A 23,933-nucleotide genomic window follows, 5' to 3' on the forward strand; every position below is an offset into this window, starting at 1 on the left:
CTAAAACATTGTTGATTTCAATGTTTTAGGTGTTTTTTTATGGTAAGAATTTGGTTGGAATTGATTGTTTATAAAAAGTGAAAAAAACGTCTCTTTCAAATTGAACAGCAGTGTGCTCAGTGATTAGGCTCTTTAATAAGGGGGAACGAAAAAAGCCCAATATCTTAATATTAATACTAAGGAATTAGGCTTTTTAATATTGGAATTTCTTAATGTTTTAAATCCGTGTTTTCCTGATGCTACACTAAATAATTTGATATCATTTTTCATCTTCGAATTCGCAACAATTATGATTGCATAAATTCATTGAAAAAAATGAGGAACTGTGGTAAATTTATATAGTTATACGCTATTTAAGTGGATTATGTATAGATTACCCTATTTTAATTATACATCATAAATCCCTTTTTAGTCAATCATTTTTTGAAAAAAGAAGTGTTTGATGTGAATATGGAACTTCGCCAGGAGCAAGAACGAGTGGACAGCGTAATTGGTTGATCAGATGAACAACTTTTGTCATATGATTCGTCTTGGTATTGAGCGATAAATGGGAGGGAAAGAAATGAAACCATATGTACTAGAGTTACGGGAAATCGATAAAATGAGTCAAATGGTGGTTGGTGGCAAAGGGATGAATTTGGGTGAGTGTTCGAGGATTGAAGGAACACTTGTACCAGAAGGTTTTTGTGTTACCACTGAGGCATATAAAAGAGTCATTGGGGAAAATGAGGAGCTTCAACAATTACTAGATCAACTAGCAGTTCAAAAAGTGGACGAACGAAAAAGAATTAGTGAAATTAGCTGGAAGATTCGTGAGCTGATTGAGGGGATTGAAATCGAGAAGGGGATCGAACAAGATATCGATCGATGTCTCTTAACATTTGGCCTAGAGCATGCATATGCTGTTCGTTCAAGTGCAACAGCCGAGGATCTTCCATTTGCCTCCTTTGCTGGTCAACATGACACTTATTTAAATATCATCGGAAGAGATAAAGTATTGCGCCACATCAGTAAATGTTGGGCTTCCCTATTTACTGATCGCGCAGTAATTTACCGAATCCAAAATGGATTTGATCACAGCCAAGTTTTCCTATCCGTTATCATTCAACGCATGATTTTTCCACAGGCTTCAGGAATTTTATTTACTGCTGATCCGCTTACTTCTAATCGAAAGCTACTATCGATCGATGCTAGCTTTGGACTAGGGGAGGCCCTTGTTTCCGGCTTGGTATCGGCGGATTGCTATAAGGTGCAAGAAGATGAAATCGTCGATAAGATGATAGCAACCAAAAAACTGGCTACCTATGGGCTAAAAGAAGGCGGAACAGAGACGCAGCAGATCAATCCTGATCTGCAAAAGTCTCAAACACTTACTGACCAACAAATTTTACAACTAGCACGCAAAGGAAGACAGATTGAAGCTTATTTTGGTTGCCCACAAGATATCGAATGGTGTTTGGTTGAAGATACATTTTATATTGTCCAGAGTCGCCCAATCACTACTTTATTCCCTGTCCCTGAAGCGAATGATCAAGAAAATCACGTTTACGTTTCTGTCGGTCATCAACAAATGATGACCGACCCCATGAAACCATTAGGATTGGCTTTTTACCTGTTAACGACCCCTGCACCCATGCGTAAAGCTGGTGGAAGGCTGTTTGTTGATATCACACATAGTCTGGCTTCACCTGTTAGCAGAGAAATTTTAGTAGATACGCTGGGACAATCCGATCCGCTCATAAAAGACGCACTAATGACCATAATCGAGCGGGATTTCATTAAATTGTTACCAACTGATGACAAAGAGCTGAGTCCAAGTAGTAGTAATAAAAGTATGTCTTCTGCGGGTTTTCAAACACAATTCAAAAACGATCCTACAATCGTTTCTGAATTGATAAATAGTAGTGAAACATCGATAAACGAGTTAAAACAAACCATCCAAACGAAATCAGGATCAGATTTATTTGATTTTATACTAGAAGATCTGCAGCAATTAAAGAAGATTCTATTTGACCCACAAAGTTTGGGTGTGATTATGACTGCTATGGATGCTTCATCATGGATCAATGAAAAAATGAATATGTGGTTAGGTGAAAAGAACGTAGCAGATACGCTTTCCCAATCTGTACCAAACAATATTACTTCGGAAATGGGTCTGGCGCTATTGGATGTCGCAGATGTGATTCGTCCATATCCAGAAGTAATTCATTATTTACAGCATGTAAAAGATGATAACTTTTTGGAGGGAATCGTTACGTTTGAAGGTGGACAGGAAAGCCAAGATGCAATAATAGCTTATCTCAACAAATACGGAATGCGATGTGCTGGAGAAATCGATATAACTAAAACTCGTTGGAGTGAAAAACCAACTACACTTGTCCCTATGCTTCTCAGCAACATCAAAGAACTTGAGCCTAATTCGGGCAAACGGAAATTTGAGCAAGGGCGGCAGGCAGCTTTGAAAAAAGAACAAGAGTTAGTAGATCGATTGATGCAATTACCGGATGGCAAACGAAAAGCCGAAGAGACAAAACGAGTGATTAGCCTAATCCGGAATTTCATCGGTTATCGTGAATATCCAAAATACGGCATGATTAGTCGCTACTTCGTTTATAAGCAGGCGTTACTGAAAGAAGCCGAACAACTCGTACAAGCCAACGTTATTCATAAAAAAGAAGATATATACTATCTCACATTTGAAGAACTTCGTGAAGTCGTACGAACAAAAAAACTGGATTTCGAGATTATCAGCAAACGTAAGAACGACTACAAATTTTATGGAAAACTAACGCCCCCACGTGTACTCACGTCTGATGGTGAAATCATTGCAGGTAACTACAAACGAGAAAATCTCCCAGCCGAAGCGATTGTAGGACTACCTGTTTCTTCTGGAGTTATTGAGGGACGAGCACGTGTCATCTTAAACATGGAAGAAGCTGTTTTAAAAGAAGGAGATATATTAGTCACCTCCTTTACTGATCCCGGCTGGACACCATTATTTGTCTCCATAAAAGGTCTTGTTACCGAAGTTGGTGGACTGATGACCCATGGAGCAGTTATCGCACGTGAATACGGCTTACCAGCAGTTGTCGGAGTGGAGAATGCTACCAAGCTGATAAAAGATGGACAACGTATTCGAGTAAATGGAACAGAAGGGTATATAGAAATAATATAATTCATTACATTTAAATCATAAAAGAAGAGCATACGAATTAGAAGAATCATTGACATCATGGTGCTTTGGGGTCTATGTTTAGAACCCTGTGACTAGGACGTATGAGCAGTCATTTTCTAATTAGGGAAATCCGGATTTTTTTATAAATAATTATGAAACCCAGCAATCTTCTTATTTGAAGGTAGCTGGGTTTTTAAAGTTGGATGTGCAAAATAACAATTTAAATAAGCGCAAATTATTGGGGAAAGTGAAAATCATGATGGTTCGGGCTAAGGTTACTTCTTGAGTTTATGAAGTGAACTTTGGTAGTTGGAAAAAGGATTGTATGCATCCGGTTCGATTGACAAGCAACTACACGGTTGCTTATACTTAATGTATGAAGGACAAAGACGCTATATTCAAAGCACTTGGCGACTCGACTCGGCGGCTGATATTAGACGAACTATCCGAACGCAACGAGCTAACGTTGTATGAACTTACGGTACGTCTCATTACGAAGCACAACCTTACCATTTCGCGACAAGGGATAGCTAAACATCTTACTGTATTGGAAGATGCAGGGCTTGTAAAATCAAAACGAAAGGGAAAATATCGAGTACTTATGTTCAACACCGAACCACTTAAAAACTTGCTGAATGGATGGATAAAGTGATTTTGTGGAAAAACAAGAAAAAATATTCCGCAGACGTAAGTAAGGGGATAAAAAGCGGATGAAGTCACTGAGTGTATTTTGAATGGTTTATTAAAAAAGGATATTATAGAAATAGGGTTTCGAACGAACTTGTGTTTTTCACTTGCAACCAGATTGTTAGCACAGCACTATACATCGCAAATATCAAAGGAGGCAAAAAACAGTATGAAAATTATTGTTACTAGTATATTCGTAGAAGATCAAGACAAGGCACTAGAGTTTTATTCAGAAACGTTGGGCTTTGTAAAAAAGCATGACGTTCCTACCGGAGAATTTAGATGGATTGCACTTGTTTCTCCCGAGGAGCAAGAAGGTACTGAGATTTTGCTCGAACCAAATAATCATCCAGCAGCCAAGGAGTATCAAAAGAAACTATTTGAAGAAGGCATACCTGTAACAATGTTTGGTGTTGAAGATGTTCGCAAAGAGTACGATAGGTTATTGAAACACGGCGTGAACTTTTCTATAGAGCCAACAGAAATGGGCGAAGTTACAATAGCTGTCTTCGACGATACATGTGGAAACCATATTCAGATAATCCAGCAGTAACTTTATGCGGATAACAGAATAGAGTTAAGCTAAGCAACCTATTAACGCGTGGCACCAAAGCGTTTGGTATAGGAAAGAACTGAGTATCTGCGTATGTAGGGAGTTTTTATTTAAACTAGCTAGTGATTCACTGAGCGGTTAATCAGCATTGCTTCAGAATTAAGGTTATTCCATCAAAGGGCACTTTTCCGGAGTAACGAAAAAAGTCCAATTTCTCAATTATAATACTGAGAAATTGGACTTTTTTATATTTACTTATAGTGTTATGCAACTTAAAGAATAAAAAAGCTTGTTGCCTTTCAAAATCCTCTACTGTATTGGTGTCGAATCAAAGCAGTGGAGGTCGAAAGGAATACTGGCAATGCTGAAGTGAATGTGCACATAAGCATAAGGGCAATGATGAATGCTTAAATAAAATCGTGTAGTTTGATTCACTGTTTGGGTCATTTAAGGAGTACATTCATTATTAACATGATAACGTCCTTTTGGTATGGCAAAAGGAGAGCCTGAAACAGGGTCTTTTATCACCATACAATCGAGGCCGAATATGTCTTTAACTAATGTGCTTGTAATAACCTTTGATGGCTCACCCTCAACTATAAGCTTTCCTTTACGAAGTGCAAAAATATAGTCTGCATAGCGAGCGGACAAGTTTATATCATGAAGAACCATTACAATCGTAGTTCCGTGCTTTCGGTTAAGGTCTGTGAGTAGGTCAAGAATTTCGACTTGATATGTGATATCTAAAAAGGTTGTCGGTTCATCAAGAAATAAAATATCTGTTTGTTGAGCCAGAGCCATTGCGATCCAGACGCGCTGTCTTTGACCGCCAGAAAGCTCGTCAATATCATTATTTGCAAGCTCAGTTATATCCATAATACTCATAGCTTCGGCGACTGCATCATAATCCTTTTTTGTCCAACCGCTGAGCAATGATTGGTGCGGAAATCTTCCGCGTCCAACCAAATCAGCGACAGAAATTCCTTCTGGAACAATGGGGGATTGCGGTAGCAGTCCTAAAACACGAGCTAATTGTTTTGATGGGATTTTGCTGATGGGTCTTCCGTCAAGGGTGATTTTTCCAGACGTAGGCTTTATAAGCCTTGATAGTGTTTTAAGAAGCGTAGACTTTCCGCAGGCATTTGCTCCAATAATAACGCTTATTTTATTACTTGGGATAATAAGGCTGACTCCATGGATGATCGTTTTATTATCATAGCCCGCTACTATCTCTTCGGCTTGAAAAACATGTGTCGGTTTCATTATAATTCTCCCCTTCGATTCATTCGGATTAGCAGGAAGATCAGATACGGCGCTCCGAGTATTCCAGTAATGACGCCCACGGGGTATCTGGCCACAAAAGCAAATTGTCCGATTAGATCTGCCGCCAAAACTAAATTAACGCCAACAAGACCTGCGGGAATTGCGCTTGAGAAGCCAACTCCGACTAGTCTTTTTGCAATCGGTCCGGAGAGGAAGGAGACAAATGCTATTGGGCCCGTGGTAGCAGTAGCAAGAGAAATCATGCAGACGGAACTAAAAATAAGCACAATTCTTGTCTTGTCCGTGTTCACTCCGAGAGAAGTGGCCGACTGTTCTCCAAGTTCCAATATACTTAGGTGTTTTCCTAGGACTATAATAATAGGCGTAAAGATGAAAACTGATAGTATCAAAGGCGGAAGTTCGTGCATTTGTGAGCCATTGAGGCTACCGCTGAGCCATCTGAACGCTGCGGGGAGATCTTGTTCTGCACCGATCAGCAAAAGATAGGATATCAAAGCGCCAAGCATGGCTTGTATGCCTATTCCGATAAGAATTAATCTCCCGATTGAAAATGACTTTCCCCTAGATAATATGTAAATTAGTATTACAGTAGCAAGGCCAGCAATCACGGAAGCAATGGAAACAACAGCTCCGCTAGTATGAAGTATGACTATACAAAAAACAGCCGCTGCGCTCGAGCCGCTAGTAATACCGATTACATTCGGGTTAGCTAGGGGATTGCGCAACATAGTCTGAAAGGTGTTTCCGGCAATGCCGAAAGCGAATCCAGCGAAAAGACCTGCCAGCATTCTTGGTAGACGTATGGTATTAATGGCAAAAGAAGCACCTTGGAGTTCTTCTCCAGAAAGTACTCGGATTACATCTATTACGGGATAGATGGTGTTCCCCAGTAAAAGCATCGCACAGCAAAGAATGAATGCAAGTGCTGCCAGGGAGCCGGTAACAAGTATCCATCGACGGTGTCTTTGACGTCTGCCCGCCATAATAAACTTAACAGATTCATTTTTCATAATGACCGCACTTTCGATTTCATAGCTAATAGTATTAGTATCGGTGCTCCTATAAATGCTGTAACTACACCGACTTCAAGCTCTCCAGGGCTACCGATGAGCCTGCCGCTTACATCTGATACAGTCAAAATGATGGCTCCTGAAATAGCAGACATCGGTATAACAAAACGCAGGTCAGGGCCAAGAATAAGGCGCATGACGTGGGTTGATAAAAGCCCAACAAAGCCAATTGGACCTGCCAGGGCAGTAGCTGAGCCGCACAAAAGAACGGCCCCAAGAGCTGCAACAAGCCTCAGTATTCCTGTTTTAACGCCGAGTCCGGTTGCAACATCGTCTCCCAGGGCAAGTGCATTTAGTGCTGGTGCAGAAATAATAGCTATCAGTATTCCAATTATCAAAAAAGGGGTAAAAGTCGTAATAGCGCTCCAGTTTGCTGAGCCAACACTTCCTACCTGCCAAAACCTGAATTGATCCATGACATGAGAACGTGGGATCATTATTGCGATGACTAGGGAAGAAAGGGCGGCACTTGTAGCGGCTCCCGCCAAAACAAGCTTAATGGGCGTAGCTCCACTACGCCCCATAGAGCCAATACCAAATACGAAAATCGCAGTAAGCGCAGCACCAGCTAAAGCTAGCCATATATATTGATTGGCGCTGCTTATGTTAAAGAATGCAATTCCGCAAACGACAAACAATGATGCACCTGTATTAACTCCCAGTATACTCGGGTCTGCAATCGGGTTGCGAGTGACCGCTTGCATAAGCGCTCCTGAAACTCCGAGTGCTGCACCGCAAAGTAAACTGAAAACTGTTCGTGAAATCCTTTTGCGAACCACATTTGCTTCGTAGGAGTTTACGTCAGGGTGAAATAAACCGTCCATCACTTCATTTAATCCCACCATACGAGAACCTAAAGCCAGGGATGCAAACATGCACAAGCCGAGCAGGACAAAACAGATCACCAGAACTGTTATAAAATTCTTCGGAATATGTAAGCTTGACTTTTTTATTTTGGAAACCGATATACTATTCATTTAATTTCTTAATGGCTCCTCCTATTAATTCAAGGTATTCATCAATCGTATAAGATATCGCAAGTGGATTTGGATTTCCAGAAGCGGCCATAGGAGTATCGTTACCAATGAACACAACAGAACCTCTTTGAATCGCTGGAATTTTGCCTAACAGGGGATCAGCTTTAACTGCTTCATAAAGGCTTTCATCACCATATCCAATTATGATATCAACGTCGTTAAGAATGTCAGCATTCTCAGCGCTTAATGACAATGAGTAGCTAGTAGGATCAGTAATCTGATTCGTGATACTTTCAGGATATTCCATACCTAGCTCAATTAGAAAAGCACCTCGAGGATCTTTAGGTGTATAAAGATGGAGTTTAGACATATCTTTAGCCGAGAAGTTGACCCAGGCAACTTTTTTGCCTTCCATCTCAGGATATTTACTTGATTCCTCCTCAATTAGTTTCTCAGTGTCCTTAATAAGTTGTTCGCCTTCTGCTTTCATTCCCATACCTGTTGAATTTAATATAACTTGGTCACGCCATTCGGTTGCCCAAGGAGCGTCCTGATAGGCTACGACTGGAGCGATTTTACTAAGAACATCATAGTCTTCCTGTGTTATACCCGAGTAAGCTGCAAGAATTACATCAGGATTTGCATCTGAAATAGCCTCAAAATCAAGACCATCGGTATCCTGGAAGATATTAGGTTCATCTGCGCCGAGTTCCTCGAGTTTTTTAGCTGTCCAAGGCAAAAGTCCGCTGTCATCCTGAACCCCGTAATTAGCGGCTGAGAAGCCTACAGGTATAACTCCAAGAGCGAGAACAACATCATGATTAGCCCATTGAACTGTAACAACTCGTTCAGGCTTGCTAGCAATTTCAGTTTCGCCAAATGCATGCTTTATTACGATCGGAAATTCAGTATTTTCATCTTGAGAAGCAGGTTTTTCTGTTTTAGATGTTTCGGTACTTTCCGATGATGAATCAGGTGTTGAACTTGATTTCTCACCTGAACAACCAACTAGTAGTATCATAGCCATTGCCGAAATTAGTAATGCTTTTAATGAGATTTTTAGTTTCGTATTCATTTTCATAACCTTCCTTATCGTAAAATGTATTTTTAGTGATTGGTGACTAACTTTACGGAATAAACTCACATTATTTATTTTGTAAAGTTTTTTGAAAGATGTTTTAACTTTACCTTCCGAAGATGATCAAAGAATCAGTAAGGGGATAAAATTTTTCTTTAATTGTCTCCTTTTTATAATTGATAATGATAATCATTCTCTATTAATGTATATTTACTTTGATAGGTTGTCAATGAAAATTTATTAGAGCTACATGCGATGTACGGTTGGGAGGGAATAGGTATCCAAATCTTCTTTGATTTCCACGATTCATTGGTACTCAATAGTGTAATCTAGCCGCTTTAATATCCCTTCTGGAATTGGGAAATGAATTTTCGTCACTTTACTCTTACAAAATCAAAAAACTCTCAGTGATAATAATGCATAACAAAAAACTCAGAATTTTTTTAAAAAAAAGGATGAACCTGGAGTTCTTTGCGCTATTTGGAATCAAGAAAACAGACGGCGGAAACTAAAAACATTCACCTATCTGTTTCTGATGCCTTGATTAATGCAGAAATGTTTAAAAATCAGTATAAGTTGATAGAACTAATTTGGATTAAACACTCCAAACATTGACGTATAAGTAAGACTTGGAAGCTATGTATTTAGATATAATTACTTAGATCAGGCTATCGTGCATATTTCATGTGACGATGCATATAATAAAGTTGACCATTGGCCATGACTAAGATTTTTTCAAAGGAAAGGTTAATGGGCATCGGGGTGTCTTTTGTGGAATCCTGAGGTTAAAAATCTGGTGATGATTAGGCACCGTGAAAACTTGATACACTTACCGGACTTCGGGTACCGGAGGTTGGCAAGCAACATTATAACCTAATCATTATATTCGAGAGGAAGGGAGGGAGTAGTCATACTTACCTCTCTTCTTTTTGATTGGAAATAGGTGACTCATTATGATGAATAATGACAGGACAATAGCTTTCGAATGAAAAGGCGATTTGTAGTAGAAAAAAATTACTGTTTAACTCTTGTTAGAACAAATTATCAATTATAAACACCTAAATTATTATATGAATTTGGGACCATCAAAAGGGAAAGCCTGTACATTGTATATTGAATTATTCACGGATATTTCAATATTGGCTACGCATGCCGTTTTACAACGATTGGCGGAGGAATACTGTTTCTGCACCTTGACTTCTGACGGCTTAAAATCCTTTTTCTTTTGTTAAATAACGAGCAAACAATATACCCATTATACAGCCATACATAATGTGCCCTACAATCCAGTATGAAAATGAGGGAATACTAGTAAATGCAGGCGTTCTGTCGGAAAATGTGGTCGTAGGGAATATTGCTACACCAATGATGAAAGAGACGAAGGTACATAAAACAATGATTTTCCTACTAGATGAAATCTTTCCATTAATAATCATCAAATACAAACAAATCGATAAAGCTATCGAGACAATTAGATGAAAACCTACTTCAACAAGTTCTGGAAAGACAAACGTTTTGATGTAAGGAATATAATCGACGTTTAATAATAGCGTGTAAACTTTAAAACGAGTAATGTGCTCAATAATTTTTAATAATGCAGCTAAGAATAAACCTGAAATCAGTCCATATAAAAAAGCTCTTTGCAGGCCCCGTCTTGTTAAAAGCATATTTTCACCCCTTGCACTTATTTATTTCCATTTCAGTAAATGATGTTTAGTTCACTTCTTAGCGAGGTAAACTCCAATAGGGCTAAAAAAGGGAGTAGATAATGATGGATGAAAAAAAACAAGCACTGAAAATATTGAAAGAAAGCTTCGTGGGTACGATGGCTACAGTTCAACAAAACAAGCCACACACTCGTTATATGACTTTTTTCAGTGATGAATTTACGCTTTACACCGCAACATCAAAACAAACGCAGAAAGTGGATGAACTTGAAGTGAATCCACATACCCATATCTTAATTGGTTATGAAGGAGAAGGTGTGGGTGACGAATATCTTGAAATAGAAGGAACTGTCAGTATTTCCGACGATGAAAGTGTAAAAGAAAAAGTATGGAATGAGCATCTGAAACCATGGTTCAGTGGTCCTGAGGATTCCGATCTTGTTATCTTGAAAATTTCACCAGATTCAATTCGGCTGATGAATAAAAAAGGTGACGAACCAAAAGAGATTACACTATGATCAAAGAGGTACCAGCATTAGGAGCTGGTACCTTTTTTTGGTTTATTGGCGTAAGGCTTCTTCAAGTGAACTGGTGACGTGGATTGCCTGAAGTGTTTTGTTTGTTGCGTAGTCGAGTGCACCCATGCCACCTAGGTAAAAATCAATATGTTTATTATTAGCTGCAAACTGATCTAAACTCTCCAGTAAATCCGGATCATTTATAAAAGGGGCTGTTGTTGTTGCTGATAGCAGTACTTTTGCAGGCTTCAATTTTTCTACCAGAGACTCTATAGCGCCAGGAGCAGGAGAAGTACCAACCAATACTGTTTTCCAGCCTTTCATCATAAATTGCAATAATAGTATGTGCAAAGGGATTTCATGACGTTCATAAGGCAGGCATGCTCCTAAGACTAAAGGTGCATCGTCACTGCTTTGATAGTTACGACGAATTTGCACTAGGAAGTCTCGTACGACCAAGCTTGAGACAGATTCCTGATACTCGCTCCATTCCTTCATGTGCCATTTATTACCGACCTCATTTAAAAATGGAACAATCACAGATGTTAAAAAATCGTTTAATCCGAAAGAATGATAAGCCTGCTGCAACACTAGATATAATTCCAATTCATCACAATAGGATCCTTTTTCTAGAAGTTGAAAGACATAATCATTTAGCAATTTTTGATGTTGAATCGCATGGATTGGATCTGGAACAGTATCTAACAACTTACGTCTATCCTTTGTAAGTTCGACAGCACGCTTAATGGAATGTCCTTGCCCAGAAAGAGTCTTCACATTTAATAGGGAGTTGATATCTGCCTCACTATATATACGATAGCCATTTTCTAATCGATTGGGTTGTACAAGATTATAACGTTCTTCCCACTTGCGGATTACTTGTTTCGATAATCCTGTCATGTCTGAAACTTGTTGTATAAAATATAAACCATTAGAATCTGCTGGAGTGATTATGTTCATTACATCCTTTCGACAAACTAGAAGTCTTAGTGTAAGTATAGGGAATTTGGATGTTTTGTACAATGTTGTAGTTTTAACGTTATACAATGGGGAAATTCGATCCCAACACAGCCTATCATTTGGCTAGGTCTGTTGGGATAGGTGTTGGCTTTCCAAACAAATAGCCTTGGAATAATTCGTATCCGACCTCTTTCAACCATTCAAAGTCTTCTCGCTCTTCAATCCCTTCAGCAAGCGGAATTGCACCAACTTGTAAGGCACTCGATAAAAACTTTTTAGCAGCTGCCTGTTTTGTTAAATCACCAGATACCCCCTGTACAAATTTCATGTCTAACTTCATATAATTGGGCATTAATTGTTCAAGGACTTCAATTGTGCTAAAGCCTACACCCACATCATCCAGCGCGTAGTGTAAACCCCTTTCTCTGTAAAAAGTTAATATTTTTTTCAAATGCTCAATATCATCCACACTTTCTGTCTCAACTACTTCAAAGACTAATTGAGAAAAAGGGATCCCCAACTGAATTGCAAGTTGAACGGTAGTTCTGAGACAATGTTCGGGAGAGTAGATTGAAGTCGGGATAAAGTTAATGAACACTTTCTTATGAATAGCGGCGGCGTTCCTAACGGCAGCAATTCTGCAAACGCGATCTAGCGCATAAGTACGGTTTCTTTTTTTGCTGCTGTAAATACTTTACTTGGAGCCACAGAATTTCCGTTATCATCTTGGAAACGGGCCAGCATTTCATAAGCAAAGACTTCTTGGCTTTTCGTAACGATTGGCTGTATGTGAAATGTGACGTTGTTTTTAAGTATGACCTGGTCAATCCGTTTAAATTCTAGCAATTCAATTATTTCATTAATCGGTTTCCAGTCACTGTCGTCCACTTTAAAATAAATTGACTTTACTTCCATTACATCACTGAAATAATCGTATAGCCCCGCAACCGCAGCCTCTCTTACAACAATGATATTATCACGGGAGTTGACCAATAAGTCGTTACTTTTAAGGTAAGACATAAGTTGGGGAAGGTGAGTTAAATTACTTTCTCCAGAAATACGGATTTTGTAAAACAGCTCCGTTGGATTGCATGAAGTACAAATGTGCATATAGTCTCCTCCTAATCTTTGGCTAGAATCCTCTCCATCTAGTATATAACAACCCTTATAATTTGTATAACGTTTTATTGTTTAGAGTGTACAAAGGTTTGACAAACTTTTATTACTCTGTTTTAATTGAGTTCAGAAATAGAAAAGAATTGAGAAGTTAGGAAAGGGGTAACAGTTTTGAATCGATTAAATTAATGGATAGATAGCTGCTAAATAATCTCGAAAATGTAAACTACTTAAACCAAAATTACATAAGGATGTGAAGAAATGTTTTTAGCTTTAAATGAAATTAAGAAAAACAAATTACGCTTTACGTTGATCATTGGTGTTCTAATGCTCGTATCATACTTAGTGTTCTTTCTATCGGGACTTGCTACAGGCTTAGAAAATCTGAATCGTGAATCAGTTGATAAATGGAAAGCAACAGAAATCATTTTGACAGAGGAATCGGATAAGAGCATGTACCAATCTTCATTAACAATTCAAGATGCAAATGAAATCGATGCTGAAGAAATTGCCGTAATCGGTCAAATAAATGCAGTTGCCGGCAATGGTGATAATAAGACGAACGTATCTATTTTTGGGATAAACAAAGATGAATTCATTATGCCGAATGTGACGGAAGGCAAAGAATTTGCAGAAGGCAATGAAGTTATCGCCAGTGATGCATTAAAAGAAGATGGATTTAAAGTAGACGATGAACTGCAATTATCATCATCTGACGAAATATTAACTATTGTAGGTTTCACAGACAATGCAAGATTTAATGCGGCTCCAGTGCTATATGGAGATTTGTCTACTTTCCAATCAGTGAAATTCGGTGAAGCAGCCGAAGCAAATAAGGAAAGTATAAGTGGAATTGTTGTTCGCGGGGATGAACCAATTGCTGACATGAAAAATGATTCATTGGAATCCATTGAAATTGAAACATTTATACGGAGTTTACCAGGGTACACGGAACAGAGTTTAACATTAAACTTCATGATTTATTTCTTGTTTGGTATTTCAGCGGTCATTGTTGCAATTTTCCTTTACGTATTGACCGTCCAAAAAATCAGTATGTTTGGCGTCATGAAAGCTCAAGGTATTTCTAATAACTATCTGTCACGTTCAGTCATTGCACAAACATTTATATTAGCTGCGATTGGTGTGGCAGTAGGTTTCGGATTGACGTTAATCACCGGTTCATTTCTACCAAGTGCGGTACCAGTAGCATTCGATCTTGTAACAATGGTCATCTACGGACTCGTACTAATAGGAGTTGCGATATTGGGTGCGGTGTTCTCAGTTCTTACAATTGTTCGAATCGATCCATTGAAAGCAATAGGAGGGTAAATGATGGTAGTTTTAGAATTAAAACAAGTGAAAAAGACATTCGGCAGTGGCCATAAAGAAATAGAAGCAATGAAGGAAACAAATTTTACTGCAGACAGGGGTGAGCTGATAGCTATTATCGGTCCGTCTGGTTCCGGTAAAAGCACATTTCTAACAATTGTCGGCGGGCTTCTTACACCCACTTCAGGGTCTGTGGTCATAAATGATAAGAATCTAGCGGATTTAAATGAGAAAGAGCGTTCAAAGATTCGGTTGAAGGAAATTGGGTTCATTCTACAAGCATCGAATCTAGTTCCATTTTTAACAGTCGCCAATCAGTTAAAACTATTGGACCAAGTTAAGAAAGAAAATATGACGAAAAAACAATTAGAAGAGTTATATGATGACTTGGGTATTGGGGATTTACGAACTAAATACCCTGCAGACTTGTCTGGCGGAGAACGTCAGCGTGTGGCAATTGCCAAAGCGTTATACAGTAACCCTTCCATTATTTTAGCTGATGAACCAACAGCATCTCTTGACTCAGATCGTGCCTATGAAGTTATGGAACTACTGAAAAACGAAACAAAGAACAAAAACACAACGACCATTGTCGTCACACATGATATACGTCTCGTAGACTATTGCGACAAGGTATTCAAAATGACAGACGGTGTACTTGTGCAAGAAAAATAAAGAAGTCTGGTGCCTTACTAATGGTTAAGGCACCCTTCTCCATACATAGAAAATGAATTATGTAGAAAGAATCTTGAAAAGGTGGTGAAATCAAATGAACAGTAAACACTTGGACAGTGAGAAGCTATATTATGCTTTTGTCTCAGGCGCAAATAGGGTTATTAAACATAAGAATGAACTTAATAGAATAAATGTGTTTCCAGTAGCTGACGGTGATACCGGAACAAACTTAACATTTACGATGCAAAATATTATTGAAGAAACACAAATGAAAGGCTCTGCAAAAGAAACAATAGGATCGATTGCAGATGCGGCATTAACAGGTGCGAGAGGGAATTCTGGTATTATTTTTGCGCAGTTTCTGAATGGACTTCATCTAGGATTGGACGATGAAAAGGAGATAACGTTATCTGGTTTTTCTGAAGCAGTAGAAAGTGCGGTACTCTATGCATACAAATCAATCTCCAATCCAGTAGAAGGAACAATTATTTCGGTTATGAAAGATTGGAGTAACTCTCTTCGTTTACTAAAAGATCGTGTAACCGACTTTTCTCAACTATTTACCATCTCGCTGGAAGCCGCCACCCAATCACTACAATCCACGCGTAAGCAGCTTAAAGTATTAAGAGATGCTTCAGTGGTAGACGCCGGTGGAAAAGGATTTGTTTGTTTTCTTGAAGGTATAACTAATTACTTTTTGAAAGTAGAGGTTGAAGAAACAGACTACGTATCTGCTGACGTGGAATTTAAGGATAGTGGACTTCATTCGAATGAGAATACAAAACCAAGTCACAGATATTGTACGGAGGCGCTTATAAAAGGCGAGCAGATAGATTTGGAAATGTTGAGAAATAATCTATTAGATCTAGGAGAGTCGCTGATTGTCGCAGGAAGTCCGGAGAAGGTCAAGATTCATATCCATACAAACCATCCTGAGATACTGTTTGATAGACTAAGAGAATTTGGAATGATTATTCAGCAAAAAGCAGATGATATGCTTAGACAATTTGAAACTGTTCATAGTAGGAAACATAAAATTGCGCTAGTTACAGATTCAATTGCTGACTTACCAAAAGATTTAATGGACAAGCACCAAATCCATATGATTCCTTTGAATCTACTTATAGGTGATAATAGTTATTTAGACAAATTGACAATTAGTCCTTCTTATTTGTATGAATCAATGGATGATGCCAAAAAATATCCGACATCTTCACAACCTACTGTAAAAGCAGTAGAAAGTTATTTGAATTCTATAGTGCCTTACTATGAATCAATCATTGTGATTACCGTCTCTAATAAAATGAGCGGAACATACGATACGATTGTCAATGCAGCGAAGAAAATTAAAAGCACCGGTGCAAAAATTGCGGTAATAGATTCGATGTTAAACTCAGGCGGACAAGGTCTAGTTGTTTTAAAGGCTGCTGAAGCGATTGAGAAAGACGTAGAATTTACGAATGTAATTGAAATAATTAACGATACAATCAAGAAAACAAAAATCTTTGTGAGCGTTGATACGTTGAAGTACATGGTTCGTTCAGGACGCATTAAAAAATATACAGGTCTTGCTGCTAAAATGCTGAATTTAAAACCTCTTGTATCCATTAATAACACTGGAGATGGCATAGTTATTGGTAAAGCACTTAGTGTGAAAGCTAATACTAAAAAAATGCAAGCTTTGGTAAGGGAAATTACTCGTACGAAAAAGATTGTCAGTTATTCAATCGTTCATGCAAATGCGATTGATCGGGCGAATGAATATGAACAAATTTTCTCGCCTCTTATAGGAAGAACACCTGAATACATCACTGAAATATCTTCAATTGTAGCTATGAATGCGGGTGTGGGATGTGTTGCAATTGCATTGACAACAGAATAAAGGAGGTTTTATGATGTCAGCTATTTATTTGGGTACGTTCATTACCTTGTTACTATTTTTCTTCATTTTTTTTCTGGTTGCTCAGAAAAAGAAAAACAACGGTCTAGTCGATATTGCATGGGGACTTGGATTTGTCATAGCGGCAATTTTTAGTTACTTTGCTGGAGGGTTCCAAACTGATCGCGCAACTCTCATAACAATTTTAACTATTATTTGGGGAGTACGGTTAGCGTATTACTTATTCAAAAGAAATTGGAATAAGCCTGAGGATTACCGCTATGTTAATATGAGGAAAAGATGGGGAACTAATTTTGTCTATTTAAAAATATTTCTAAATGTATATGTACTCCAGTTAGTATTGCTATTTATCATTGCGCAACCTATTTTACTGACAAATGTATCTTCTACAAAAGGTCTTGGAACGCTGGATTATATTGGATTGATAGTTTGGATAATCGGATTTTTCTTTGAAGTCGTAGGAGATAATCAGTTGAAATCTTTCATTAAAAAACCTGAGAATAAAGGGAAGTTGATGAAGTATGGTTTATGGAAGTATACGCGTCATCCTAATTATTTTGGAGAAGCAACCATGTGGTGGGGAATTTTTCTAATCGCCTTCTCTTCACCTAATGGATGGATAGGAATAATTAGTCCAATCATCATTACTTTGCTTCTATTATTTGTATCAGGAGTACCTTTGCTCGAAAAGAAATATAAGAATCATCCTGAATTCGCTGACTATGCAATGCGAACGAGTAAATTTGTACCAATGCCTCCAAAAAAATAGTAAGCAAATTGGACATACTACGGATAACTGATTTGAAGGATGAGATGTAGTTGAAAAAAATAATTGTCTGGTTTAGAAAAGATTTACGAGTACATGACAACCCCGCTTTGTGGGAAGCAGCCCAGCAAGGAATGATTATTCCTGTTTTTATCTGGTCGGAAGAAGAAGAGCATGAAAACACCTCAAACTTAGTAGGGCAATGGTGGCTTCATCATTCATTGATAGCGTTGAAAAAAAAGCTAGAATCAATTGGTTTATCCCTCATTTTTAGACGAGGTAGCAGTTTAAAAGAGCTTTCTTTACTTTGTAAACAAACAAAAGCAGATGCTGTTTTTTTGGGTGAAAGATATGAGCCATCTATTATTAGAAGAGATAACGCGATTACTCAAAACCTGTTTTCTAATGGGATGGAAGTTCGTTCATTTCCTTCAAATCTACTCTTCGTACCTGGTGATTTACTGAATCAAAAGAATGAACCTTATAAAGTGTTTACAGCTTTTTGGAAAAGGACGATGGGGGAGTCTGTTAATCGTCCGCTTCCTATTCCAGTTGACATTAATCCATTCAATCAAGTTCTTCCGTCTCTACAAGTGGAAGAACTTGATTTGTTACCAGTGAATCGCTGGAATGAAAAGTTCCATCCGCACTGGGAGCCAGGTGAAAAGGGCGCTATTACGAGATGGGAAAAATTTACCGATGATGGCCTCAGCCGATACGTTGAGGGGCGTGATATCCCCTCTTCAGATTCGGTTTCATTATTGTCGCCCCATTTAGCCTGGGGAGAAATAAGTGTTAGAGCAATTTGGTATTCAGCTAAGCGGCTGAACGAAACGGAAACAGGAGAGTACATGCAATCATCCATCGATGCCTTTTTGAGGCAGTTAGTATGGCGTGAGTTCGCATATCACCAGCTCATTCATTTTCCGGAAGTGCTACAAGTCCCTTTACGTGAAAAATTCACAGCATTTCCTTGGCAGGGTTCTAATGAAGAATTTGCTAAATGGCAAAAAGGTTTGACGGGTTATCCTCTAGTCGATGCGGGAATGCGAGAATTATGGCAGACGGGTGTAATCCATAATCGGGTTCGAATGGTTGTCGCCTCATTTTTAGTTAAACATTTACTCATATCCTGGGTAGAAGGATCTAGCTGGTTCAAGGACACGCTAATTGATTTTGATGCGGCTAACAATGCAATGGGTTGGCAGTGGGTCGCTGGGTCAGGGATCGATGCGGCGCCGTACTTCCGGATATTCAATCCAGTTCTTCAAAGTCAGAAGTTTGATCCGGAAGGACTATATATCCGAAAATGGGTTCCTGAACTTGCTGTAATTTCTTCAAAGTATATCCATGAACCCTGGAAAGCACCCACAAATTTACTACATGAATCCGGTATCGTACTCGGAAAAACGTATCCGCTCCCAATCATCGATCATTCACTTGCCAGAATCCGTGCGTTAGAAGCCTATGCGCAAGTTAAAAATAAATCATAACACGTCCGTTGATTAACCATTTATTTGCAAAAATACTGGTGAGTCGGGCTTGATGAATTTCATTTTCACTGCACTATTTTCGGCCCGCTTTCGACTAACTATTCAGGATAGATTTACTGTGGGGACCGAGTGTGGCGAGAGGTAATACTGTTTAGCAAAAAGTATGCTCCTAATCATGTGATACCTTATAGAAAGTGACACTTCTTTACTAAAAAAGGGGAAAACCATATAGAAAGCTTCAGCCGCCAAAATTGCATCTTTGGCGGTTTTTCTCTAGCTTAGATGTCAGCTATTCTTTAGTCAAAAAAATTTTCTGCACTACGAATACTTATGCATTTGGAGCAGGGCGGATGAAGGGCCACCAGACGATTACCGAAAAAACTGTGTAGAGATGCGATAAAGTCGCATCTCTACACAGACAGACATCCCGGTAATTGTTTAGAAGCCATTCAACCAACGCAATCGGAAAATGCAACTATACAAGTAGCGCCCAGTAGGTGATTATGTTATTCACGGGAAAGGATAATGGATATTAGGATGACTCTCTGGTATCCGAATATAAAAAAACACCATTCAAATCTGAGTGGTGTTTTTTCTATTTTCAATTCACTTGTAATGAAACATCAAGCAACAGTGTGGCCGATGCCGCTAGAAAAGGGCTTGTAAGTACTTTAAACCGTGGGCCAGTTGAATTGCGGTCCATTTTAAACAAAATCCTATTTATGAACTGCACCCCTGCTGAATAATTGAAGCTGCAGTTATTAATGCGGACGGTCCTTTATTCTCTATATCTTATAGCTAATCCTTTTAAGAAATTCCTTGCGTATCTGTCAAGGCACTCTTTATAATTCTTGTGTCCTTCTTTTCTTAATACAGCACCTAATTCACCTTTTGTAATAACGACTCCTGCTTCTGCTAATATTTCGAGCATATCATCACTTGTTAATGCTAGTGCTATTTTCACTTTTTTTAGAAGGATATTATTAACACTTTCATAATTTTTTATAGACAGTGCTGGTTTTTCTGCTTGTCCCGTTTTTGGATCTTGTTGCCCTCTTTTAAAAATAATAAAGCCATTTAAAAATGAATCTAACATACTATTACTACACTTTATGGATCCTTCATTTTCAGCTTCATCATGATAATTGTCATTTGACTTAATGAGCATCATTGACACTTCTTCTTGTGTTACTTCAACGCCGCCAAGTTTAAATATCTCTACCATAACCGAGTCTTTTATATCGAGAGCATATCGTAGTCTAATTAATATATCATTATTATTCATGTATAAACCTCCAGTGAAATTGTACTATTTACGTAATTGAATCATCATTTTTAAAGTGGAAAAAGGCAATCAAAGTTAACTTAATAATAGCACATAAAATTAGTTTAACCTTTTTTTTGTTATATCAGACTTTAAAATAGACGAATTCCTATCCGCATTAAAAATTCAGGGTAAGGTGAGTGTGAAATCATAGCTTTCCTCATCAATGAAATCCCTATATAATATAGTAGAAACGGAATATGGGTCCCGGTTGTGGACAGTTTTAAATTTTGAAGAATTATTCTTAGTGAAGGAACAGGTGTAAAACATATGAGTTTATTGACTGTAGCAAATTTAAGTCACGGCTTCGGTGATCGTGCGATTTTCGAAGACGTCTCTTTTCGGTTATTGCAAGGAGAGCATATCGGCTTAATCGGTGCCAATGGCGAAGGTAAGTCGACGTTCATGAACATTATTACGCGTAAGCTAGAGCCAGATGCGGGAACGGTAAGTTGGGCGAAGCGGGTGCGGGTCGGGTATTTGGATCAACACGTCGCGTTAAAACAAGGGATGAGCATTCGTGATGTGCTGCGGACCGCTTTTCAATATCTTTATGACCAGGAGACAGAAATGAATGCGCTCTTTGCCAAGATGGCTGAGGTCGATGCAGATGAACTGGAGTCCCTTCTTGAGGAGACGGGTCAGATGCAGGAAGAATTGACGAACAATGATTTTTATATCGTCGATTCCAAAGTCGATGAAGTAGCGAACGGACTAGGATTAAATGAATTTGGTCTAGATCGGGACGTTCATGATTTGAGTGGAGGGCAGCGGACAAAAGTGTTGCTTGGTAAGTTATTATTGGAAAAACCGGACATTCTTCTTCTTGATGAGCCGACGAACTATTTGGATGTTGAGCATATTGACTGGCTACGCAATTATTTGCAGAACTATGCGAATGCTTTCATATTGATTTCCCATGATATACCCTTCTTGAATAGTGTTATTCAGCTTATCTACCATATGGAAAATCAGCAGATCACTCGATATTCTGGGGATTATGATGAATTTTTACGTGTGCATGAAATGAAGAAGCAACAGGTGGAAGCCGCCTACAAAAAGCAACAGAAGGAAATTTCAAACCTTAAAGACTTCGTGGCACGTAACAAAGCGAATGCAGCGACGAGTAAAATGGCCATGTCTCGCCAGAAGAAGCTGGACAAGATGGATGTCATCGAATTAGATGCTGAAAAGCCGAAGCCACAATTCTCCTTTAAACAGGCACGGACCCCGGGGAAATATCTGTTCGAAACAAAGGAACTTGTGATTGGCTATGATGAACCGTTGTCAAATGCCTTGGATCTTACGATGGAACGTGGGCAGAAAATCGCTTTGTCTGGTGCGAATGGTATTGGGAAAACAACTCTCTTAAAGAGCATTCTAGGAGAAATCCCTGCACTTGCCGGTTCTGTTACTCGTGGTGACCATCTGGAAATCGGGTACTTCGAACAGGAAGCCAAGTCGGAAAACAACAATACTTGTCTTGAAGAAGTATGGGAAGCTTTCCCGCATTTCACACAATACGAAGTACGTGCAGCCCTTGCACGATGTGGATTAACGACCAAACATATTGAGAGTAAGGTGAAGGTGCTAAGTGGTGGAGAAAAGGCGAAAGTACGTCTTTGTAAACTGCTTAACCGCGAAACAAATTTGCTCGTCCTTGACGAACCGACAAATCACCTTGATAGAGACGCGAAAGAGGAATTGAAACGTGCCTTAAAGGAATACAAAGGCAGCGTGCTACTTATTTCTCATGAACCTGATTTTTATGAAGGCCTTGTAACTGATGTTTGGAACGGCGAAAATTGGACGACCAAGATGTTTTGAGTGGCTTGAACTTAGGTAGTTGAAATTAATTCGAATAGAATAATGAACCAAACAAAAGTCTCTCACAATTTGCGAATTGGTGGGAGATTTTTGTTTGGTTATTTTTGATAGCCCTCCATTTGCACATATAAAATAGTACTGGTCGAATGCTAATCTCATTTTGCATAAACGATTTTATTCCGCCCCTTTTACTAGCTGAAAAACTCCTCTTTCATCGAAAAGCTAAAAAAGTATAGTAAATGTTGAAAAAATGCTATTGATAGCGCTTTCATATTGAATTTTCAGAGTTTATGATTAAGTAGTAAATACTTTTTATTCGAAAAGAGAGGGGTAAAAAAATGATTAAGAAATTTAAGGGGTTAACATTTTTGGCAATCTTGATGGTGTTCGCACTCGTCGCAGCTGGATGTAACAATGACGGAGGTAGTTCGGTTGACGTAGGTATCGTATTACCGACGAAGGATGAACCTCGATGGGTACAGGATGAGCAACGTTTCAAGGATGCATTAGCAGATTCAGATTATTCAACGGAAATTCTATTTAGTCAAGGATCTTCAGCGAAAGAGAAAGAAAATGTAGAGGCATTATTAAATAAAGGCATCAAGGTATTAATTATCACTCCTCATGATGGTGCGGCAGCTGCATCTGCAGTAGAAGCAGCGAAAAAAGAGGGTGTAACTGTTATTGCGTATGACCGTTTAATTACAGATACGGATGCAGTAGATTATTATGTAACATTCGATAGTTTAGCAGTAGGTGCTGCACAAGCACAGTATTTAGTGGACAATGCACAGGGGTCTGACGTTCCTCTTTACCTTTATGCAGGTGCGGCTTCAGATAACAACGCATTTTTATTCTTCGAAGGGGCCTGGAAAGTGCTTCAACCGAAAATTGCAGATGGTACCTTTAAAATTGCTAACTCAAGTGAAGCAGAGGGGTTAAAAGATTCAGCCGAACTTTCGCGCGACCAACTGGGAAAAATTATTGGTCAAGTTACAACGAACTGGGATGCAAATGATGCGAAAAACAAAGCGCAAACACACTTAACAGCTGCGGGTGACGACTTAAAAGGTGATGTTGCAGTTCTAGCTCCGAATGATGGAACAGCTCGGTCAATCGCAGACGTATTTGCTTCTGATAGTGTAATTTCAAGTTACTTTGTGACTGGGCAAGATGCAGAGAAAGCATCTATCCAATATATAATCGACGGAAAACAGTCGATGACGGTATTCAAAGACGTTCGTGCACTGGTGAAAGATGCGATGGGTATGGCAGTTGAAATCTTAGATGGCAATACACCAGAAACAACAGGTTCTTATGATAATGGTTCAGTTGAAGTTAAAGCGAAACAAACGGACGTAATCGTGGTGAATGAAGATAACGTGAAATCTGAGCTAATCGATTCTGAATACTACGAGGCAAGCGAATTCACAGGTTTAGAGTAAAAGTATCACATTGGAAAATGGAAAATAGTGATAGTGTAATCTATCACTATTTCTCCATTTCTATTTTGTTTGGGTTAGGGAGGCGATAG

General features: G+C 38.8%; 20 protein-coding genes. 11 read left to right on the top strand and 9 right to left on the bottom strand.

What is annotated here, in order from left to right; all coding sequences use genetic code 11:
• Positions 1-562: 562 nt before the first annotated feature.
• From ppsA to MKY15_RS15860, 3 genes are all read left to right on the top strand, one after another.
• Positions 563-3,175, top strand: a complete 2,613-nt coding sequence (ppsA, locus tag MKY15_RS15850; protein ID WP_342537991.1) for a phosphoenolpyruvate synthase — start codon at positions 563-565, stop codon at positions 3,173-3,175.
• A gap of 376 nt (positions 3,176-3,551) precedes the next feature.
• The gene (locus MKY15_RS15855; RefSeq protein ID WP_067207967.1) at positions 3,552-3,827 is read left to right on the top strand and encodes a metalloregulator ArsR/SmtB family transcription factor; all 276 of its coding nucleotides are present in this window, start codon (positions 3,552-3,554) and stop codon (positions 3,825-3,827) included.
• 204 nt (positions 3,828-4,031) lie between these two features.
• Positions 4,032-4,415, top strand: a complete 384-nt coding sequence (locus MKY15_RS15860) for a VOC family protein (RefSeq protein WP_067207969.1) — start codon at positions 4,032-4,034, stop codon at positions 4,413-4,415.
• 447 nt (positions 4,416-4,862) lie between these two features.
• Here MKY15_RS15860 and MKY15_RS15865 read toward each other — a convergent pair whose 3' ends face one another.
• From MKY15_RS15865 to MKY15_RS15885, 5 genes are all read right to left on the bottom strand, one after another.
• Positions 4,863-5,678, bottom strand: coding sequence for an ABC transporter ATP-binding protein (locus tag MKY15_RS15865; RefSeq protein ID WP_067207972.1), 816 nt, complete (start codon positions 5,676-5,678; stop codon positions 4,863-4,865).
• Positions 5,678-6,709 (bottom strand): iron chelate uptake ABC transporter family permease subunit, encoded by a 1,032-nt coding sequence (locus MKY15_RS15870; RefSeq protein WP_067207974.1) that lies wholly within the window; start codon positions 6,707-6,709, stop codon positions 5,678-5,680. The genes MKY15_RS15865 and MKY15_RS15870 overlap by 1 nt, the downstream gene beginning before the upstream one ends.
• Positions 6,706-7,746: an iron ABC transporter permease gene (locus MKY15_RS15875; RefSeq protein ID WP_338652824.1), complete on the bottom strand. Its 1,041-nt coding sequence runs from the start codon at positions 7,744-7,746 to the stop codon at positions 6,706-6,708. Before MKY15_RS15875 ends, MKY15_RS15870 begins: the two co-directional genes overlap by 4 nt.
• The gene (locus MKY15_RS15880) at positions 7,739-8,821 is read right to left on the bottom strand and encodes an iron-siderophore ABC transporter substrate-binding protein (protein ID WP_067213905.1); all 1,083 of its coding nucleotides are present in this window, start codon (positions 8,819-8,821) and stop codon (positions 7,739-7,741) included. Before MKY15_RS15880 ends, MKY15_RS15875 begins: the two co-directional genes overlap by 8 nt.
• A 1,211-nt stretch (positions 8,822-10,032) precedes the next feature.
• Positions 10,033-10,491, bottom strand: coding sequence for a hypothetical protein (locus tag MKY15_RS15885; protein WP_187047426.1), 459 nt, complete (start codon positions 10,489-10,491; stop codon positions 10,033-10,035).
• A gap of 104 nt (positions 10,492-10,595) precedes the next feature.
• Between MKY15_RS15885 and MKY15_RS15890 the strand changes: the two genes are divergently transcribed.
• Complete coding sequence (locus tag MKY15_RS15890) at positions 10,596-11,009, top strand: pyridoxamine 5'-phosphate oxidase family protein (RefSeq protein ID WP_187047846.1); 414 nt, start codon at positions 10,596-10,598, stop codon at positions 11,007-11,009.
• A gap of 42 nt (positions 11,010-11,051) precedes the next feature.
• On the opposite strand, the gene MKY15_RS15895 is transcribed toward MKY15_RS15890, so the two are convergent.
• The 3 genes from MKY15_RS15895 to MKY15_RS15905 all read right to left on the bottom strand — a co-directional run bounded on the left by MKY15_RS15895 (position 11,052) and on the right by MKY15_RS15905 (position 13,079).
• Positions 11,052-11,969 (bottom strand): MerR family transcriptional regulator, encoded by a 918-nt coding sequence (locus MKY15_RS15895; protein WP_187047427.1) that lies wholly within the window; start codon positions 11,967-11,969, stop codon positions 11,052-11,054.
• Between the two features lie 115 nt (positions 11,970-12,084).
• Positions 12,085-12,660, bottom strand: a complete 576-nt coding sequence (locus tag MKY15_RS15900) for an EAL domain-containing protein (protein ID WP_342539773.1) — start codon at positions 12,658-12,660, stop codon at positions 12,085-12,087.
• Entirely contained in the window at positions 12,621-13,079 is a 459-nt protein-coding gene (locus MKY15_RS15905) for a hypothetical protein (protein ID WP_342537992.1), read from the bottom strand. Before MKY15_RS15905 ends, MKY15_RS15900 begins: the two co-directional genes overlap by 40 nt.
• Before the next feature lie 267 nt (positions 13,080-13,346).
• Between MKY15_RS15905 and MKY15_RS15910 the strand changes: the two genes are divergently transcribed.
• From MKY15_RS15910 to MKY15_RS15930, 5 genes are all read left to right on the top strand, one after another.
• A complete protein-coding gene (locus tag MKY15_RS15910; protein WP_340741884.1) occupies positions 13,347-14,414 on the top strand; it encodes an ABC transporter permease in 1,068 nt (355 codons plus the stop codon).
• 3 nt (positions 14,415-14,417) lie between these two features.
• Positions 14,418-15,089 (top strand): ABC transporter ATP-binding protein, encoded by a 672-nt coding sequence (locus MKY15_RS15915; RefSeq protein ID WP_340741885.1) that lies wholly within the window; start codon positions 14,418-14,420, stop codon positions 15,087-15,089.
• A gap of 94 nt (positions 15,090-15,183) precedes the next feature.
• Entirely contained in the window at positions 15,184-16,971 is a 1,788-nt protein-coding gene (locus MKY15_RS15920) for a DegV family protein (RefSeq protein ID WP_342537993.1), read from the top strand.
• Between the two features lie 13 nt (positions 16,972-16,984).
• Positions 16,985-17,758, top strand: coding sequence for a DUF1295 domain-containing protein (locus MKY15_RS15925; RefSeq protein ID WP_340741887.1), 774 nt, complete (start codon positions 16,985-16,987; stop codon positions 17,756-17,758).
• Between the two features lie 50 nt (positions 17,759-17,808).
• Positions 17,809-19,248, top strand: a complete 1,440-nt coding sequence (locus MKY15_RS15930) for a deoxyribodipyrimidine photo-lyase (protein WP_342537994.1) — start codon at positions 17,809-17,811, stop codon at positions 19,246-19,248.
• A gap of 778 nt (positions 19,249-20,026) precedes the next feature.
• On the opposite strand, the gene MKY15_RS15935 is transcribed toward MKY15_RS15930, so the two are convergent.
• Entirely contained in the window at positions 20,027-20,533 is a 507-nt protein-coding gene (locus MKY15_RS15935) for a DUF1456 family protein (RefSeq protein ID WP_342537995.1), read from the bottom strand.
• 309 nt (positions 20,534-20,842) lie between these two features.
• Between MKY15_RS15935 and MKY15_RS15940 the strand changes: the two genes are divergently transcribed.
• Entirely contained in the window at positions 20,843-22,399 is a 1,557-nt protein-coding gene (locus MKY15_RS15940) for an ABC-F family ATP-binding cassette domain-containing protein (protein ID WP_342537996.1), read from the top strand.
• 338 nt (positions 22,400-22,737) lie between these two features.
• A complete protein-coding gene (locus tag MKY15_RS15945) occupies positions 22,738-23,844 on the top strand; it encodes a sugar-binding protein (RefSeq protein ID WP_067208002.1) in 1,107 nt (368 codons plus the stop codon).
• Positions 23,845-23,933: the final 89 nt, after the last annotated feature.

It is taken from the genome of Sporosarcina sp. FSL K6-1540, assembly GCF_038620285.1.
GTDB lineage: Bacteria > Bacillota > Bacilli > Bacillales_A > Planococcaceae > Sporosarcina > Sporosarcina psychrophila.

Excerpts from the sequence above, each read along its gene's own strand:
- ppsA (WP_342537991.1), top strand. The coding sequence starts at position 563 with ATGAAACCATATGTACTAGAGTTACGGGAAATCGATAAAATGAGTCAA.
- MKY15_RS15855 (WP_067207967.1), top strand. The coding sequence starts at position 3,552 with ATGAAGGACAAAGACGCTATATTCAAAGCACTTGGCGACTCGACTCGG.
- MKY15_RS15860 (WP_067207969.1), top strand. The coding sequence starts at position 4,032 with ATGAAAATTATTGTTACTAGTATATTCGTAGAAGATCAAGACAAGGCA.
- MKY15_RS15865 (WP_067207972.1), bottom strand. The coding sequence starts at position 5,678 with ATGAAACCGACACATGTTTTTCAAGCCGAAGAGATAGTAGCGGGCTAT.
- MKY15_RS15870 (WP_067207974.1), bottom strand. The coding sequence starts at position 6,709 with ATGAAAAATGAATCTGTTAAGTTTATTATGGCGGGCAGACGTCAAAGA.
- MKY15_RS15875 (WP_338652824.1), bottom strand. The coding sequence starts at position 7,746 with ATGAATAGTATATCGGTTTCCAAAATAAAAAAGTCAAGCTTACATATT.
- MKY15_RS15880 (WP_067213905.1), bottom strand. The coding sequence starts at position 8,821 with ATGAATACGAAACTAAAAATCTCATTAAAAGCATTACTAATTTCGGCA.
- MKY15_RS15885 (WP_187047426.1), bottom strand. The coding sequence starts at position 10,491 with ATGCTTTTAACAAGACGGGGCCTGCAAAGAGCTTTTTTATATGGACTG.
- MKY15_RS15890 (WP_187047846.1), top strand. The coding sequence starts at position 10,596 with ATGGATGAAAAAAAACAAGCACTGAAAATATTGAAAGAAAGCTTCGTG.
- MKY15_RS15895 (WP_187047427.1), bottom strand. The coding sequence starts at position 11,969 with ATGAACATAATCACTCCAGCAGATTCTAATGGTTTATATTTTATACAA.
- MKY15_RS15905 (WP_342537992.1), bottom strand. The coding sequence starts at position 13,079 with ATGCACATTTGTACTTCATGCAATCCAACGGAGCTGTTTTACAAAATC.
- MKY15_RS15910 (WP_340741884.1), top strand. The coding sequence starts at position 13,347 with ATGTTTTTAGCTTTAAATGAAATTAAGAAAAACAAATTACGCTTTACG.
- MKY15_RS15915 (WP_340741885.1), top strand. The coding sequence starts at position 14,418 with ATGGTAGTTTTAGAATTAAAACAAGTGAAAAAGACATTCGGCAGTGGC.
- MKY15_RS15920 (WP_342537993.1), top strand. The coding sequence starts at position 15,184 with ATGAACAGTAAACACTTGGACAGTGAGAAGCTATATTATGCTTTTGTC.
- MKY15_RS15925 (WP_340741887.1), top strand. The coding sequence starts at position 16,985 with ATGTCAGCTATTTATTTGGGTACGTTCATTACCTTGTTACTATTTTTC.
- MKY15_RS15935 (WP_342537995.1), bottom strand. The coding sequence starts at position 20,533 with ATGAATAATAATGATATATTAATTAGACTACGATATGCTCTCGATATA.
- MKY15_RS15940 (WP_342537996.1), top strand. The coding sequence starts at position 20,843 with ATGAGTTTATTGACTGTAGCAAATTTAAGTCACGGCTTCGGTGATCGT.
- MKY15_RS15945 (WP_067208002.1), top strand. The coding sequence starts at position 22,738 with ATGATTAAGAAATTTAAGGGGTTAACATTTTTGGCAATCTTGATGGTG.